This window comes from Burkholderia sp. MSMB1826 (genome assembly GCF_001526325.1).
Classification (GTDB): Bacteria; Pseudomonadota; Gammaproteobacteria; order Burkholderiales; family Burkholderiaceae; genus Burkholderia.
In genome coordinates, this window is record NZ_LOYN01000016.1 from 50,268 (window position 1) to 64,989 (window position 14,722).

Annotated in this window: 12 protein-coding genes; 4 read left to right on the forward strand and 8 right to left on the reverse strand. The window is 69.0% G+C overall.

Features of this window, described 5'->3' with window-relative positions:
- The first annotated feature begins 216 nt into the window (after positions 1–216).
- Positions 217–1,209, forward strand: coding sequence for a hypothetical protein (locus WS95_RS09990; RefSeq protein ID WP_059823636.1), 993 nt, complete (start codon positions 217–219; stop codon positions 1,207–1,209).
- Here WS95_RS09990 and WS95_RS09995 read toward each other — a convergent pair whose 3' ends face one another.
- From WS95_RS09995 to WS95_RS10030, 8 genes are all read right to left on the reverse strand, one after another.
- Entirely contained in the window at positions 1,210–2,262 is a 1,053-nt protein-coding gene (locus WS95_RS09995; protein ID WP_059823638.1) for a hypothetical protein, read from the reverse strand. It abuts the gene before it with no gap.
- Complete coding sequence (locus tag WS95_RS10000; protein ID WP_059823639.1) at positions 2,252–3,541, reverse strand: oligosaccharide flippase family protein; 1,290 nt, start codon at positions 3,539–3,541, stop codon at positions 2,252–2,254. Before WS95_RS10000 ends, WS95_RS09995 begins: the two co-directional genes overlap by 11 nt.
- The gene (locus WS95_RS10005; protein WP_306454104.1) at positions 3,538–4,704 is read right to left on the reverse strand and encodes a polysaccharide pyruvyl transferase family protein; all 1,167 of its coding nucleotides are present in this window, start codon (positions 4,702–4,704) and stop codon (positions 3,538–3,540) included. Before WS95_RS10005 ends, WS95_RS10000 begins: the two co-directional genes overlap by 4 nt.
- On the reverse strand, positions 4,701–5,924 hold the full coding sequence (locus WS95_RS10010; protein WP_059823641.1) for a glycosyltransferase: 1,224 nt from the start codon (positions 5,922–5,924) through the stop codon (positions 4,701–4,703). Before WS95_RS10010 ends, WS95_RS10005 begins: the two co-directional genes overlap by 4 nt.
- Positions 5,921–8,191 (reverse strand): polysaccharide biosynthesis tyrosine autokinase, encoded by a 2,271-nt coding sequence (locus tag WS95_RS10015; protein WP_059823642.1) that lies wholly within the window; start codon positions 8,189–8,191, stop codon positions 5,921–5,923. The genes WS95_RS10010 and WS95_RS10015 overlap by 4 nt, the downstream gene beginning before the upstream one ends.
- On the reverse strand, positions 8,188–8,685 hold the full coding sequence (locus tag WS95_RS10020; protein WP_059823644.1) for a low molecular weight protein-tyrosine-phosphatase: 498 nt from the start codon (positions 8,683–8,685) through the stop codon (positions 8,188–8,190). The genes WS95_RS10015 and WS95_RS10020 overlap by 4 nt, the downstream gene beginning before the upstream one ends.
- Complete coding sequence (locus WS95_RS10025) at positions 8,682–9,887, reverse strand: polysaccharide biosynthesis/export family protein (protein ID WP_059823645.1); 1,206 nt, start codon at positions 9,885–9,887, stop codon at positions 8,682–8,684. Before WS95_RS10025 ends, WS95_RS10020 begins: the two co-directional genes overlap by 4 nt.
- 137 nt (positions 9,888–10,024) lie before the next feature.
- The gene (locus WS95_RS10030; RefSeq protein WP_059823647.1) at positions 10,025–11,413 is read right to left on the reverse strand and encodes an undecaprenyl-phosphate glucose phosphotransferase; all 1,389 of its coding nucleotides are present in this window, start codon (positions 11,411–11,413) and stop codon (positions 10,025–10,027) included.
- 698 nt (positions 11,414–12,111) lie between these two features.
- On the opposite strand from WS95_RS10030, the gene WS95_RS35695 reads away from it, so the two are divergent.
- The 3 genes from WS95_RS35695 to WS95_RS10045 all read left to right on the forward strand — a co-directional run bounded on the left by WS95_RS35695 (position 12,112) and on the right by WS95_RS10045 (position 14,450).
- Complete coding sequence (locus WS95_RS35695) at positions 12,112–12,384, forward strand: hypothetical protein (protein ID WP_257127947.1); 273 nt, start codon at positions 12,112–12,114, stop codon at positions 12,382–12,384.
- 14 nt (positions 12,385–12,398) lie between these two features.
- Positions 12,399–13,184: a glycosyltransferase family 25 protein gene (locus WS95_RS10040; RefSeq protein WP_059823731.1), complete on the forward strand. Its 786-nt coding sequence runs from the start codon at positions 12,399–12,401 to the stop codon at positions 13,182–13,184.
- Positions 13,185–13,622: 438 nt separating this feature from the next.
- Entirely contained in the window at positions 13,623–14,450 is an 828-nt protein-coding gene (locus WS95_RS10045) for a peptidylprolyl isomerase (protein WP_059823649.1), read from the forward strand.
- The last annotated feature ends 272 nt before the right edge of the window (positions 14,451–14,722 follow it).

Consider the following 14,722-nt stretch of genomic DNA (forward strand, 5'->3'; position numbering starts at 1 on the left):
CGTCGGATAGGCGATGCTGTCCGGCTTTCCGGGATTCGATGCATGGGTCTACTGATCATTTCCATATTCGTGGCTATCGCCATATTTTTTGTGCTGTGAGCGGTCCGATGCGGCACGATGTCGAGGCGGTACGGCACGCGATACGCCGTCGGCCGCGCCTTGCGGCGGTCGATCGGTACGCGGAATTTCAACCGAGGAAGAGGGAGCGTGTGCTCGATGTCGAACTGGATTCGCAAGCTGTCGGTTTTGGCCGCCGGTTGCGCGTTGACCGTCGCGGCTTGCGCGGCCGACCGCCATCGTTGGCCGGATGCGGCGAGCGGTAGGCCGCTCGTTGGCGTGCAGGTCAAGATCCAGTCGTTCACGCGCGACGACGCACGCATGATTCGCGACACCGGCTTCGCGTTCGTCAGGCTGGGTGCGTGGACCGATCGCCTCGACCAGGCCGCTTACCGCGCGCAGCTCGACGGCGCAATCGCTGCTGCTCGCTCCGCCGGCCTGCCGGTGCTGCTGACCGTTCGTACGCTTGGCCGCCTCGCGGAAGCTGACGGCGCGGATGCAAAAACAACGGCGGCCCCGCTCGCGGACGCTGGCGACCGGATGGCCGATGCAATCACGGCATTGGCCGCGCGACATGCGCGCGACCTGATCGCCATCGAACCCTGGAACGAACCGGACCTCGGTCGCTACTGGCCGACGGGCGACGTCGCGCGAACGTTTCCGCCGTTCGCGGTCGCACTGTGCCGCCGGCTGGCCGAGCGCCCCCCGGCGGTGCCGATCGTCGGCTTCGGGTTCGCACACCCGCCGCTGCCCGGCAATGTCTCGGGCGATCTGCTCGCGCGCGTGCACGCGGCTGCACCGCATTGTCTCGATGCCGTGTCGTATCACGCGTACGGGATGACGCCCACGCAAATCCGTACGGCGGCGGACGCCATCGACGCGCGCTACGGCTTGCCGGCGCTCGTCACCGAAGACGGTGCGGCGTCGGTAGGCGCCGACGGCGAGCGCCGTCAGGCGCAGCGCCTGCGCGCGCTGCTCGACGCGCGCGGCGACCTCCGGACGCCGCTGATCTCGGTCTATGAGTGGGCGGATACCGCGAATGCCGGCGATACCGCGCAGCGGAGCTATGGACTCGTGCACGCGGACCGCTCGCGGAAGCCCGCGCTCGACGCGGCCCGTGCGTCGCTGCGTGCGACACCGGCGGCGCGATGATCAGGCGCGCGCCTGTCGCGTGCGAATCGACCAGAGCGCAACCGCGAACGGCGCGACGCTCGACAGATGCCGCAGATAGCTGCCGAGATCGGGTTCGAACAGCATCGACACGGCCACGTGGCCGAGGATCAGACAGGCGAGCAGCTCGCCGTTTCGAACCGGCACGGCACCGTCGTCGTGCACGGGCCGCTTCGGCATGCGGCGCCATGCGGCGCCGAGAAACAGCGCGATCAACGCCTGCATCGCGAACCCCTTCGGATCGAGCGAAAACAGCACCGGCAGATTGAGCCGGACGAGCGAATACGCGTAGTTGCCCACGAAATGCGCGAACGAATCGGGCGTGAAGGGGTTGTAGAAGCTCGTCCGGGCGCCGAATGGCGACGAATAGACGAGATAGTCCACAGCGAGGTCGCGCGGTTGCTGAAGCAGCATGTAGGCCGCGTCGGGCAGCGCGACCAGCGCCGCGACGGCCAGCAACGCACCGGCCAGCCTCGGCAGCGTCGATGCGCGCCGAAAGGCCCACGCGGCGAACGCGATCGCGAGGATCAGCGCGAAATAGCTGCGAATCGTCGCCGCGTAGCCGAGATACAGCGCGGCGGCGATCATCATCGGCCACACGATGCCGCGCCGGCGCGCGGCGGCGAGTACGACGATCGACATCGCGACGACGATCGTGTCCTTGCTGGCGACGAACAGGTTGAAGAACAGGCACGGCGCGATCAGCGCGAGATAGGCGACGAGCGCACCGAGCCGCCGCGCTTGCCGAACGGCAATCCAGATCGTGGCGACGCCGAGCGCGATGACGAACAGCGCGGTTCCGGCGTCGCCGAGCATCTGGTACAGCCTGCCGACCGCGTCGAACGACGAGCCGTCGTAGGTCGACCCGCCGCCGATCTGGGTCTGGATCTTGTCCGCGTCGCGGAAGATGAATTCCGGCAGCAGCGCGCGCGCGTTCGCGTAGACGCCGACGTACAGCAGCGCGGCGAGCGCCGCGATGGCGTCGCGCAGGCCGCGGCTCAACAGCGGCCCGGTTCCGATGACGTTACGCAACATCGCCGGCTCCGATGCGAGCGCCGCGCGCGGCGGGCAGGCGCGACATCACGAGCCACGTCATCCACGCGGTCACGGCAATGCTGGCGACGAGATGCGCGCCGGCCGCGCCGAGCGCACGCTGGTCGTGAACGAGCGCGATCGACATCGGCAGGCAGACGACCGTCAGCGCGGCGATCACGCACGCGACCGTGCGTCCCGCCCGCAAGGCGACCGCCGCCGCCCACAGAACGTCGGTCGCCGCACGCAGGACGAACGACAGGAGCAGCACCACGAGCATCGCGATCGACGGGACGTCGTTGGTGGCGTGTGCGAGCCGGAAGATCCATGGGTGCGCCAGCATGATCGCGAGTGCGGCAGCGCCGGTCAGCAGGAGCGACGCGCGCAGCGCCCGGACGAGCTCGCGGCGGAACGCCGGTGCGGCGGCGCGTGTGCTGTCGAGTGCGCTCACGAGGCGCGGTGCGGCTACCGCGACGACGGTGGCCGATGCGATCGTCTGGATCGCGTTGGCGATCGACCAGACGAATACGTAGCGCCCCAGCTCGTTCGCATCGAGCTGCGCGGACGCGACGAAGCGTTCGAGATACTGCAGCACCGACAGCAGCAGCAACGCGACAAAGAAAGGCGCGCCGTCGCGCCAGACCGTCGCGAGCCGCACGCGCGTGGCCGACAGGGCCGGCATCGCCGGCAACCGGTGCGCGGCGGCGGCGATCAACCCCCAGCCGACCACCACCACGACCATATCGCCGGCGATCCAGATCGCGAACAACCCGTCGATCGATCCGATCGTGCCCGTCGTCAGCGCCACGATCGCGACCGCGGCCCATGCACCCGTCCGGACGAACAGCAGCCACGACGCGGCGCGCGCGCGATGGAGCGAGAAGAGCCAGGTGTTGACTTCGAGCGCGGCATGCTCGGCACAGGCGACGAGCGCGACGAGCGCGAGCGACATGTCGGGCAGCGCGCCGAGGTGCAGCGGCCCGAACGCATGGCCCGGCAGCACGGCGAGGCCGCACAGCAGCGCGTAGACACCGGCATACAGCACGGACAGGCGTACGCAGGTTCGGACCGCGTCATGCGGATTGGGGCCGGCCAGCCGGCGATTGATCTCGGTGCTGAAGCCGAGGCCGAGCACTTTCGACGCGACGACCGACACGGCGAGCGCGAAACCGTAGACGGCCACCGCGTCGAACCCGAGCGCGCGCGCGACGACGATCGCCAGCATGAACTTCAGGCCGAGTGCGCCGACGCGCAACACCAGGCGGAACCACGCGGCGCTCATCGTGCCGCTCCATGGTCGAGCGCGTCGCGCAGCGCGGCGACGATCTGCTCGCGTTCATGCCCGAGCCGCTCGAGCCCGACTTCCGCCTGGAGCCAGAACCGGCTCAGCGCGTCGGGCGCGAACAGCGTGTCGCAGACCGCACCCGCATCGAAGTCGGCCGCATTCGCGACCCAGCGGCCGACGCCGAGATCGGCATAGGCGCCGAATCCCTTGCGCTCGTAACTGAGGTGATACGCAGGCACGCCGTGCAGGATCGCTTCGAGCGCGCCGTGCAAGCGCACGGACACGACCGCGTCGGGCGTGTCGCCGGCGAGCACGTCCTTCAGCATGCGAGCGGCGTCGAAGCCGCGTTCGCGGTAGTACGTGGCGTCGTCGTTGCCGCGCCCGGTGCTCTGGACGGCGAACGTGACGCGGCAGGACGTGCGCAGCCGCTCGATCAGCGCGTCGGTCGATGCGTGGTAACGCGCGCATTGTGCGTCGCTCCAAGCCGGCGGGCGGCGCAGCACGAGCGCGACGTGCGCGGGCGTCGCCGCGGCCGAGCGGGCCAGGTCGCGCACGCCGGACGCCCGATGGGCGAACTCGAGCACCGCGAGATCCGGCGCGCGCCGGGTGTTGGCATGCTCGGCGAGCAACGCGGCCGAGCGGTCGTCGCGCACGAACACGGTATCGAATCCGCCGAGCAGCGACCGCAGGTGTTCGGTGAGCAACGGGTTTTCCGCGGCGGGCCCGATGCTTTGCGGAAGATAGACGGTCGGCTTGCGCGCCGCGCGCGCTGCGCGCATCTGCACGAGATGCCCGGCTTCGAGCTTGAGCGCCTCGACGCGATTGCGCGCGCGCAGGTAGCCGCCGCCGACGCCGACGATCAGGTCGGCGTGCCGCAGCAGCGCGCGCAGGCCGGCGAGCGCGGGATTGATGCCGACCGGCAGCGCCGCCATCGCGGCGCCGACGAGGCGCCGCACGCCGCTCGCGGCGAGCACCGGCGCCGGCTGTACGTCGGCATGGCCGGGAAACGACGCGGGATCGGCCGCGACGACCGACACGTGCGTGTCGGGGCCGAACGCGTCGCGCAGCAGCGCGACCGACAGGTCGACGAGCAGACCGTCGCCGGAGTTGCGCGCGCTGTACGCATGCAGCAGCGCGACGTGAACGGGGCGATTCATCATGCTTGCTCCTGGAGAAGATCGCGGTAGACGGCGAGCGTGCGATCGACCATCGCGTCGGCCGAGAAATGCGGGTACGCGCGCGCGCATTGGCCGCGCATCAGTCGAAAGGCGGCCGGATGGTCGGTAAGCCGGCAAACCGCTGCCGCAAAGGCTGCCGGATCGTCGTCGTTCGGTACGGTCAGGCCGACCTGATGCGCCGCGATCAGTTCGGCTGCGCCCGCGACCTGCGTCGCGACCATCGGCACGTGCGCGGCGACGGCTTCGAGGCACACGTAAGGAAAACCTTCGTAGCGGCTCGGCAGCGCCAGCAGGTCGAATGCCGAGAAATAGCGGCGCGCGTCGTCGACGCGGCCCGCGACGTGCAGGTTCGTCGGCAGATCGCGCGCTTCGTCGCCGGCCGCGCGATCGAAATCGCCGGACCCGATCGCGACGACCCGCAGGCGCTGCTCGTGGCGCCGCTCCAGCAGGCGTGCAATGCGCACGAGGCGATCGACGCCCTTCTGGTGATCGAAGCGCCCGACGAAGCCGACGACGAACGCGTCGTCGGGCAGACCGAGCGCGGCGCGTGCCGCGTGGCGCTCGAGCAGCTGCGGTGGCGACACGCCGTTCTCGACGACGCGAATCCGGTGGCGCGCGATACCGAGGTCGTGCAGATGATCGGCTTCGTCCTGCGATACCGCGATCACCGCATCCGAGCAGGTATTGCCGAGCACGCGCTCGATGCCGCCGTAGAACGCGCGCCTGGCGGGCGACAGCGTCGGGTTGAGCGTGTAGACCGCGTGCGGCGTGTACGCCTGCTTCCACGGCCCGCGGCACAGCCGCGCGAGCGCGCCGGCCTTCGAGCTGTGACTGTGCACGATGTCCGGCCGGAGCCGGCGCAGCAGGCGGTGCAGCGCCAGCACACCGCGCAGGTCGTGCAGCCCGACCGCGCGCCGTAGCGGCAGCCGATGGAACGAATCGCATTGGGCGGCCGCGCCGTGCAGCATCGCATCGTCGAAGCGCTCGCCGAGCGGCGCGATCAGATGGATTTCCGCATTGGACCGCGCGCGCAGCCCGGCGATCAGATCGGTCAGATGCACGGCGACGCCGCCGCCGGCGGCTTCGACGACGAGCGCGATGCGCATCGGCCGCGCGCGGGAGGCCGGCGGCGCATGCCGGCCGGTGTGACCGACGTTCGCCGCGCGATCGTCCAGCTTCGGGGCGAGAACGGTGTCGCTCATGCGGACCTCCGCAGCAGACGTTGCAGGGCCGTGCGCAGGCGCGCGAGGTGCGTGCAGCGCGTGTCGCAGGTGTAGCGATACGCTTCGTAGCGATAGCCGCCGTATTTCGAGCCGAACGCGGAGGCGCCCGAACGCGGATCGAGACCGTTCAGCACCACGTTCGGCGTGCGGCCGCGACGTTGCGGCAGCCGCTTCGCGGATTCGGTCAGCTCGCCGGCACGCGTCGAGCCGGCGCGGGCGACGAGCAGCGTCGCGTCCGCATGCGTATCGAGCCAGATCGCGTCGGTGGCCGCGAGCAGCGGCGCGGAATCGACGATCACGAGGTCGTAGCGCGCGCGCAGCGACGCGAGCAGCGCGCCCGTGCGCGCGTGCTGCAGCAGGGCGGTCGGAGCGGATGGCAGCTCGCCAGTCGGCAGGAAATCGAGGTTCGGCGCGACGCCGCGCCGCACGACGTCGTCGGCGTTGGCGTTGCCGCCGAGCAGTTCGGCGAAGCCGGGGCCGCGCTCGAGGCCGAAGTACTGGTGCAGATAGCCCTTGCGCAGGTCGCCGTCGATCAGCAGCACGCGCCGGCCGCTCGATGCCTGCACCGCGGCGAAGTTGACCGACACGAACGATTTGCCGGTGCCGGGCGTCGGGCCCGTGATCAGCACGAGCGGGTGCGCAACATCTGCGAGCGAGAAATGGAGCGCCGTCTGCAGGCTGCGCAGACCTTCGATCGCGGGCTCGTACGGATCGTCGTAGGCGAGCACGTGCAGGCCCGCGTCGCGTCGCTCGACCGCGCGCATCAACCTGCGCTGGTGCGTGGCGGCCGGCAGCACCGCGCGCACCGGCAGCGACGTGTGGCGCTCGATCTCGTCGACGGCCGTGAGGCCGCCGTACAGGAACTCGCGTGCGAACGCGGCGATCACGCCGAGTGCGAGACCGACCAGCGCGGCGGCCGCGATCACGACCGGCCGGTTCGGCCGGATCGGATCGGCAGGTGCGACGGCCGAATCGACCACGCGCACGCTGGCCGTCCTGCCGGCCTGCACGAGTTCGAGCTGCTGGATGTTGTTCAGCAGCGCGGTATACAGATCGGTGTTGACCTTCACGTCGAGTTGCGCGCGCACCTCCTCGCCCTGTTGCGCGGGCAGCCGCGCGATGCGCGTGTCGAGCGCGCCCTGCTGGCGCTTCAGCGTCGCGAGCTGCGCGTCGAGCGCCGCCATGTCGGGGTGGGTCGGCAGGAAGCGCTTCGACAGCTCGTCGCGCTTTTGCTGCAGTTCGAGCATGCGCGTCTGCAGATCGGCGCCTTGCTGGAGAACGAGCTTGCCTTCCTCGGCCAGATCGACCGAGCCGGTGCGGCTGCGCAGCGACGCATATCGCGTTTCGGCGCGTTCGAGTTGCTGTTTGACGAGCGGCAGTTGCGTGTTCAGGAACGTCAGCGACTGGGCCGCTTCGGCGGAACGGCGGGCGATGTTCTGCTCGACGTAGCGGTTCGCGACGGCGTTCAGCGTCGCGCCGATCTCGGCCGGATCGTCGCCGCGCAGCGACGCGACGAGCACGCCCGATTGCTTGACCTTCTCCTGCACGTCGAGCGCCCTGCGCAACGTGTCGATCGTCTCGGCGCGCGATTGACGGATCAGCTTGAAGCGCGTGCCGGGCAAGGCGTCGAAGCCCGTGATTTCGATGTGCAGCGGGCCGTAGCGCGTCGCGAAGGATTCCGCGGCGCCCACGGTGCCGACGGCGTCCGCCGTCATGTCGGGGCCGGTCAGCCGGTAGCGCGTGGCATCGAGCCGCACGACGTGGAACGTGTCGCCCTCGGCGCGCGTGGGCACGTCGAACCGCGCGACGTCGACGCGTTCCTGCCCCCACGCGTAGCCGCCGAAGCCCAGCAGGCCGGGCGATACCGCGCCGTCGTTGAATCGTGCGACGAACGCGCCGATCACGGGCACCCGCGACGGCTTCGCGACGATGTAGCTGCGCAGGTCTTCGACGGCGCGCGTGACGACGAGCCGCGACGACAGGATCTGCGCTTCGGCCGACGCGGGCGAACCGACGTTGAAGAACGATGCGGCGTCGCCCAGCAGGTTCTTCGATGCGGTGTCGGTCGAATCGTCAGTCTGAATCATCAGGTCGGCCTGGTAGGTCGGCGGCGCGACGAATGCGTAGAGCGCGCCGGCGGCGATGCAGGCCGTCGCGATCGCAGCGATCGTGCCCCGCGCGCTGCGCAGGGTGTCGAGCACGCGGATCAAGTCGATCTCGCGTTCGGGGATAGCGGGCGTGTTCATGACTGGAATGTGGAAACGGGTGGGGCCGGCCAGCGCGCGGCGACGCGCGGCAGCCAGCTGGCGACGGCGAGATCGATCAGCGCCGCGCAGCGGATGAAATCCGCGCGCGTGCCGCGATAAGGGTCGGGAATGTCGAGGCCGGGGCGCGCGTCGTCCGATGCGCGCGCGTATTCGCCGAGCCGGAACACGCGGCCGCGCAGGAACGGGTGGCGTGCTTCGAGCACGCGACGCTGGCCGTCGTCCATCACGAGGATCAGGTCGGCGTGCGTGCACAGGTCGGTCGTCACCGCGCGGGCGGTGTGGCCGGCGAGCGTCACGCCGCGCGCATGCGCCATGTCGCAGGCGAGCGGGTCGGCCGGGCGGCCCGGCGGCGGCGCGAGGCCGGCCGAGCGCACGTCGGCCTGCGGCAGGCGCGCGGCGAGCAGCGCGGCCGCGAGCGGGCTGCGGCAGATGTTGCCTTCGCACACGACGAGCAGGAACGGGCGCGCGCTCATTTCGTTGCAATCCCGGCGGCGACGCCCGTGTTGACGCTCGGCAGCAGCAGGCTCAGCACGCGGCTGAAGCGGACGAGCCCGTTGCCGTCGACATAGACGACGTCCTTCGGCTCCAGCTCGAACTGGTTCGCGAGCACCATCGCGACCGGCGAGCGCGCGTCGAGATGGAATACCGTCGGCGCGCCGCTGTGCGTGCCGCGGATCACGAACATCTGCGCCGCGTCCGCCGTGTTCGAATTGATGCTGCCGGCCTGCAGCAGCGCGTCGCTGAGCGTGAGGCGGCCGTTGCGCTTCGGCAGTGCGAGCATCGGACGGTTCACTTCGCCCATCACGTACACGCCGTTGTCGTCGCGCGCGCCGATGCGCAGCAGGTCGCCTCCGCGCAGCGCAATGGCGGACGGATCGCGATGCCGCTCGATCAGGCGCGCCAGATCGATGCGCACGGGCACGCCGTTGCGCACGACGGTCACGTCGCTCTGATCGGCGGCGGCCGTGAAGCCGCCTGCACGCGCGATCGCGTCGGCCAGCGTCATCGGCACGTCGTTCACGGGCAGCGCACCCGGCGTGTGGACCTCACCGTCGACGTAGACCTGCTGCGAGCGGAACGACGCGACGCGCAGCGTGACCTGCGGATCGCGGTAGATCCGGCCAAGCGCCTGCTTCACGCGTGCTTGTGCATCGGCCGCGGTCAGCCCCGCGACTTTCAGCCTGCCCGCATAGGGAAACGTGAGGTTGCCGTCGTCGTCGACGACGAAGCCCGCGATCGGGTCCGCCGCGCGCGGCGGCGTCTGCTGCGCGCCGGCTTGCGCGGCAGCAAGCTCGGGGTGATCCCAGACGGTGATCTGCAGCACGTCGCCGGGGCCGATCCGGTAGGCCGGCGCACGCGCCGGGGCCGGTGCGTCGAACGACGCCATCGTCGCGTCGCGCGCTGCGCGCTGACGCGCGATCAGCGCCGGATCGATCGCGACGATCTCGACGGCCGTGCGGGCCGAGGGCGTCGCGGCATCGGGCGTCGCGGCCGCGCGCGCGTCGCCGGCCGGCGACGCGACGGGGTTCGGATTGCCCGCCGGCGTGCCGGGCTGGGTCGTGCTCATCTTCATGCCGGGCGCCAGCACGCATCCGGACAGCGCTATGCAGGCCGTCAGAACGAGCGCGAGCGCGCGACGGCGGCTCTTGGCCGTCGATGCGATCGAGGTGTTCATGGATTCCTTCCTGTTGCGCGGTGCGTGTCGACGTATCGCCGACGCGGCAGCGCGCGCGGGCCCGCTTGCGCGGACCCGCATGGGGTCAATCGACAATGCGTCGGCCGCGTCGCCAGGCAGGCGAACGGCCGCGCCACTCAGTACGCGTTCGGGTGCACGATCCCTTTCAGCACGGTTGCGCCGATGATTCGCAGATCGAGCGCGAACGACCAGTTGCGCAGGTAATACAGGTCATACTCCACGCGCGACTGCATGCTTTCGAGTTGCTCGGTCGCGCCGCGCAGCCCGTTGACCTGCGCCCAGCCGGTGATGCCCGGCTTGATCCGGTAGCGATGGATATAGCCGTCGACGAGCGTGCGGTACTGCGCGTCGTGTTCCACTGCATGCGGGCGCGGGCCGACCACCGACATGTCGCCGAGCAGCACGTTGATGAACTGCGGCAGCTCGTCGAGGCTCGTGCGGCGCAGCAGCGCGCCGATCCGCGTGACGCGCGGGTCGCCGCGCGTCGCCTGCACGACCGTGCCCGCCTGTTCGACGTGCACGCGCATCGTGCGGAACTTGTAGATGTCGAACGTGCGGCCGTCGGCGCCGCGGCGCTTTTGCGTAAACAGCACCGGCCCCGGCGACGACAGCTTGACCGCGACGGCGATCGCGAGCAGCACCGGCATCAGCAGGATCAGCGCGACGGCGGCGAACACGCGGTCGAACACGGCCTTCAGCGCCAGCGCGCCGCGCGACAGCGGCGGCGCGGCCAGCGAGATCGCCGGCTCGCCGAGAATCTCGCCGGCGCGGCTGCCGAACAGCGCATGCTTGCTGACGTCGGGCATCAGGCGCAGCTCGACGAAGTCGCTGCGGAACGCGTCGACCGTGCGGGCCGTCTCGTCGTCGTCGAGCGGCAGCGCGATCCACACTTCGTCTGCATGCTCGCGGCGTACGCCGGCTGCAAACGACGCAAGATCGGTCATTACCGGTACGTCGTCGTCGAGCGTGGCGGCCTCGCCGGTCGTGCGATACACGCAGACGACCCGGTAGCGGGCTGCCGCGCTCGCACGGAGCTCGGTGCGGATCTGCGCGATGCGCTCGCCGCTGCCAACGATGGCGACCGTGGCGGGCGTAACCGGCGCGCGAAGGCTGCGGCGTCGAACGATGCAGAGCACGATCCGGAATACGACGAGCGCGATCGCGACGCCGATCGTCCAGTCGAGGAACCACTTCGTCAGCACCAGCGTAACGGTTGTCAGCGCAACCATCTTGACGAAGACGAAGCCTTGCACGACGAGCCACAGCGCCACCGTGCGCATTGCATGGCGCGTGGCGGGCAGCTTGCGACCGTCAAGGCCGATGCCGGCCAGCCGCAGCAGGAAGGCGGCCAACAGCGCACTGACGCCGGTCAGGATCGCTTCGATCCTGAGCGTGGCGAAATCGCCGATCGATCCCTGGTGGGCCAGCGCCGCGACCGCGACGATCACGACGACGTCGATCGCACATACGACGATCTCGTTGCCCGGAGCTTGCTTCTTCTTCATTTCATCTACCCATCCAAGCCTGTCACGTACATGCTCGTGTCACGGGTTGCACGCCTCGGTTCCCGCGACCGCATGCGCGGCGTATCACCCGGACAATCGCTGCGTGCATCCGGGTATGAAACGAGTCTATGAGCGATGTCGTTTCCAGACCATCGGACAGCGAGCAGTCAAGACCGTGTTCGGATCGGACTGGGCCTATTGGCCGTGCGGGTTGACCAAATCTGACTTTTTCGATCGAACGGCGTGCGCGGAAAACGGTAGTTCGCGGTGTCGGCGCGCGCATAAAAAAAACGCCGCCCGGAGGGGGCGGCGCAGAACGGAGGCATCGCGGATAGAACGCGATAGCTGGGGTGACGGGGTTCAGCCATCCAGCGACGTCATTCTGTCGGGCATGGACCGCCGGTGGAATCAGCCTGGTCCGATTTTCTGCGTCGAAGCAAGACGTGCCCGCTCGGCGGTCGAGCACCGCAGCTACCGAGTCGACATTCTCCTTTCCCTCCTCGCCTCCCGGTTGCCTGCCGTCCCTGTCTTACAGCCGTACGTTGCGACTCAGAAATCGGACCAGTCCGATAGAGACTGGCGTCGAGTCCGTCTTTAATACGAAGCATCCCGGCCGACATCGATCGGCGCGAATCTGACAACGTGGAGTACTGGCGATGAGTCAAGCGGATTTTCTGGTGAAAGGTGCGATAACCGGCATGATTGCGAGTTCGGCGACCGTCGCGCTCGTTCATTTCGTGATCGACGTCGGCACGCGATGGTCCGCCGACGGTCCCGTCGTGACGATCGTGGCGGTCCTGCTGATGGCCGCTGCACTGCTCGTGCCGCCGGTCGTCAGCGCATGGCGCAATCGCGAGTCGGCGATCGATCCGTTCTTCGAGCCCGATGCACTGAAGCCGATGCTGCAGGGCCGCTCGATCGGCATCGTGCTCGGCATCGTGTTCGGCATTTCCGTCGTGGCGGGCTGGTGATGAATCCCGCTCAGATGCCCGCCCGAAACCCGAGCCGACCCATCGTCGCGACTCATGGCACGTGCGCGCCGATGCTGCGGCGCGCGGTAAGCGTCATTTCGCTGACCGACGGCCGCTCGCGCCGCGTTTCATTCCGAGCCGGCAACCCCGAACTCGATGTCGAGTTCGTCGATGCGGTCGACGGCGCTGCGCTGTCGGACGACGACATCGCGAACAGCGGCCTGTTTGCGCCCGGGCTTCCGTATTCCCGCGGCGCATACGGCATTGCGATGACGACGCATCGTCTGTGGACCGAGATCGCGGCAGGCGACGAGCTGGTGACGATCGCCGAGGACGACGCGATTTTCAGGCCGGATTTTCACGAGGTCACCGAGCAGTTCCTGCAGGCGAACGCCGGGTGCTACGACTTCATCGCGTGGGGCTACAACTTCGATTCGATCCTGCGCGGCTCGATCTTCAACTCGCGGACGCCCGTGACGATGCGTTTCGACGAAACCGCGCTGGCGCGCTCCGTCGACGCGTTTCGAAGCGACCGAAGTGCGGTGCTCGTGATGAACCTGCTGGAGTTCTACGGGATTTGCGCCTATACCGTCTCGCCGGCGGGAGCACGTTTTCTGCTCGATCGCTGTTTTCCGCTGAAGCCGGAGGTCCTGTTTTCGTACGGGCTCGACCGCCCCATATCGAACTTCGGCATCGACGTCGCGATGAACAAGTGCTATGGCGACATGCGGAGCGTGGCGTCGTTTCCGCCGCTCGCGATCACGATGAACGACCGTCGCACGTCGACGATTCAGACGTGATGCGATGCCGCGCGACCCAAGGGCCGGATGACCGCACTGTCCGGCGCGGCGGGACATCGAGCGAAATCGGACCAGGCCGATTGTGCGAGCGATGCGGCCATCGGAGAATGTCCGGGTCGAGCGGCTGCATGGTTTACCGCTCGATACCTCGTATCCGAAGCTTTGTCTTCGTTCCATACGCCGCTCCGTGCGAGCGGCGTCTTTTTTCCGGACACACGTCGCGCGTCGGCGCGCAACGAGCCGGAACCGGGTTCAGATTCGACACGAACGAATGCCCTGCGGCGGCCGGTGGGCTCGGCCGCTTATCGACTGACCTATTCCAGTTGATTGACGGAACCACGCTGCCATATGCGAGCGTAGGGCATTCCTTCCTGTCTGCGGACGCATCGTGCCGTTTTCGTTCGGTGCTCCGGATTTCTCATCATCAAGGAGTTCATCATGAAAACCCGACTTCGCGCCATGAGCGCCCTGATCGTGCTGGCCTGCGCGGCCGGCGCAACCCATGCCATCGCTGCCGAAACGCCGCTGCCGGCCGGCGTCGTGGCGGTCGTCAACGGCGTGCCGATTCCGCAAAGCCAGTTCGATGCCGTGCTCAAGGCGACCGGCCAGCCGGACACGCCGGCGCTGCGCGCGCAGGTGAAGCGCGACCTGATCGTCAAGCAACTGCTTGCTCAGGCCGCCGACAAGGCGAACTACGGCAGCCGCCCCGAGGTGCTCGGCGCCGTCAAGCGCGTGCGCGATGACGCCGCAACCGATCTCTTTGTGCGCGATGCGCTGCGCCCGCAGCCGGTGACCGACGCGCAGGTGAAGGCGCGCTACGACGCGATCGTCGCGAGCGCGGGGCAGTTCGAATATCGCGCGGAAGTCATCGCCGTCGGCGACGCGGCGACGGCGAACGCCGCGCAGGCGCAACTCAAGCAGGGCACGGCATTCGCCGACGTCGCGAAGGCGTTCAATACGACGCCCAACGGCGGCGTGGCGCAATGGGTGTCGCTGAAGACGCCGCTCGCGCAGGGCAACACCGGCGGCTTGCCGCTGTCGCTCGCGCAGACGATCGCGTCGATGCAGGCCGGCGCGACGACCGGCCCGATCCAGGTCGGCAACGCGTACGTGATCGTGAAGCTCGACGAGAAGCGCAAGACGGTCGTACCGACCTTCGAGCAGGCGAAGGGCGTATTGCGTCAGCAGCTCGACGCACAGGCGACCGAGCGCGCGCTCGGCACGCTGGTCGACAAACTGGCTTCGCAAGCGAAGATCGAGCAGTAACGCGGCAAGGGCGCGCGGCGGCGAACGCCGCTGCGCGCGAACGCGTGCGCGGCGCGCGGGCGGCTTCCGCGCGCGGCGGCACCTGCCGAATCAGTCCAGTCCGATTGGTTCGGGGCGCGATCGCCGCTATGCTGGTCATGCGTGGCATCGAAGCCACATCGACGGCGGCCGGTGGGCGCGGCCGCATCCATCGCTACTTCCCCGTAGCACTACTCCTCACGCTGCCTCATGCGAGCGTCGATGGCCGGTACTTCGCGTGCCACGCACCTTTC

Bases quoted from the DNA above. Each gene is read 5' to 3' on its own strand.
- WS95_RS09990 (WP_059823636.1), top strand. From the start codon at position 217: ATGTCGAACTGGATTCGCAAGCTGTCGGTTTTGGCCGCCGGTTGCGCG.
- WS95_RS09995 (WP_059823638.1), bottom strand. From the start codon at position 2,262: ATGTTGCGTAACGTCATCGGAACCGGGCCGCTGTTGAGCCGCGGCCTG.
- WS95_RS10000 (WP_059823639.1), bottom strand. From the start codon at position 3,541: ATGAGCGCCGCGTGGTTCCGCCTGGTGTTGCGCGTCGGCGCACTCGGC.
- WS95_RS10005 (WP_306454104.1), bottom strand. From the start codon at position 4,704: ATGATGAATCGCCCCGTTCACGTCGCGCTGCTGCATGCGTACAGCGCG.
- WS95_RS10010 (WP_059823641.1), bottom strand. From the start codon at position 5,924: ATGAGCGACACCGTTCTCGCCCCGAAGCTGGACGATCGCGCGGCGAAC.
- WS95_RS10015 (WP_059823642.1), bottom strand. From the start codon at position 8,191: ATGAACACGCCCGCTATCCCCGAACGCGAGATCGACTTGATCCGCGTG.
- WS95_RS10020 (WP_059823644.1), bottom strand. From the start codon at position 8,685: ATGAGCGCGCGCCCGTTCCTGCTCGTCGTGTGCGAAGGCAACATCTGC.
- WS95_RS10025 (WP_059823645.1), bottom strand. From the start codon at position 9,887: ATGAACACCTCGATCGCATCGACGGCCAAGAGCCGCCGTCGCGCGCTC.
- WS95_RS10030 (WP_059823647.1), bottom strand. From the start codon at position 11,413: ATGAAGAAGAAGCAAGCTCCGGGCAACGAGATCGTCGTATGTGCGATC.
- WS95_RS35695 (WP_257127947.1), top strand. From the start codon at position 12,112: ATGATTGCGAGTTCGGCGACCGTCGCGCTCGTTCATTTCGTGATCGAC.
- WS95_RS10040 (WP_059823731.1), top strand. From the start codon at position 12,399: ATGCCCGCCCGAAACCCGAGCCGACCCATCGTCGCGACTCATGGCACG.
- WS95_RS10045 (WP_059823649.1), top strand. From the start codon at position 13,623: ATGAAAACCCGACTTCGCGCCATGAGCGCCCTGATCGTGCTGGCCTGC.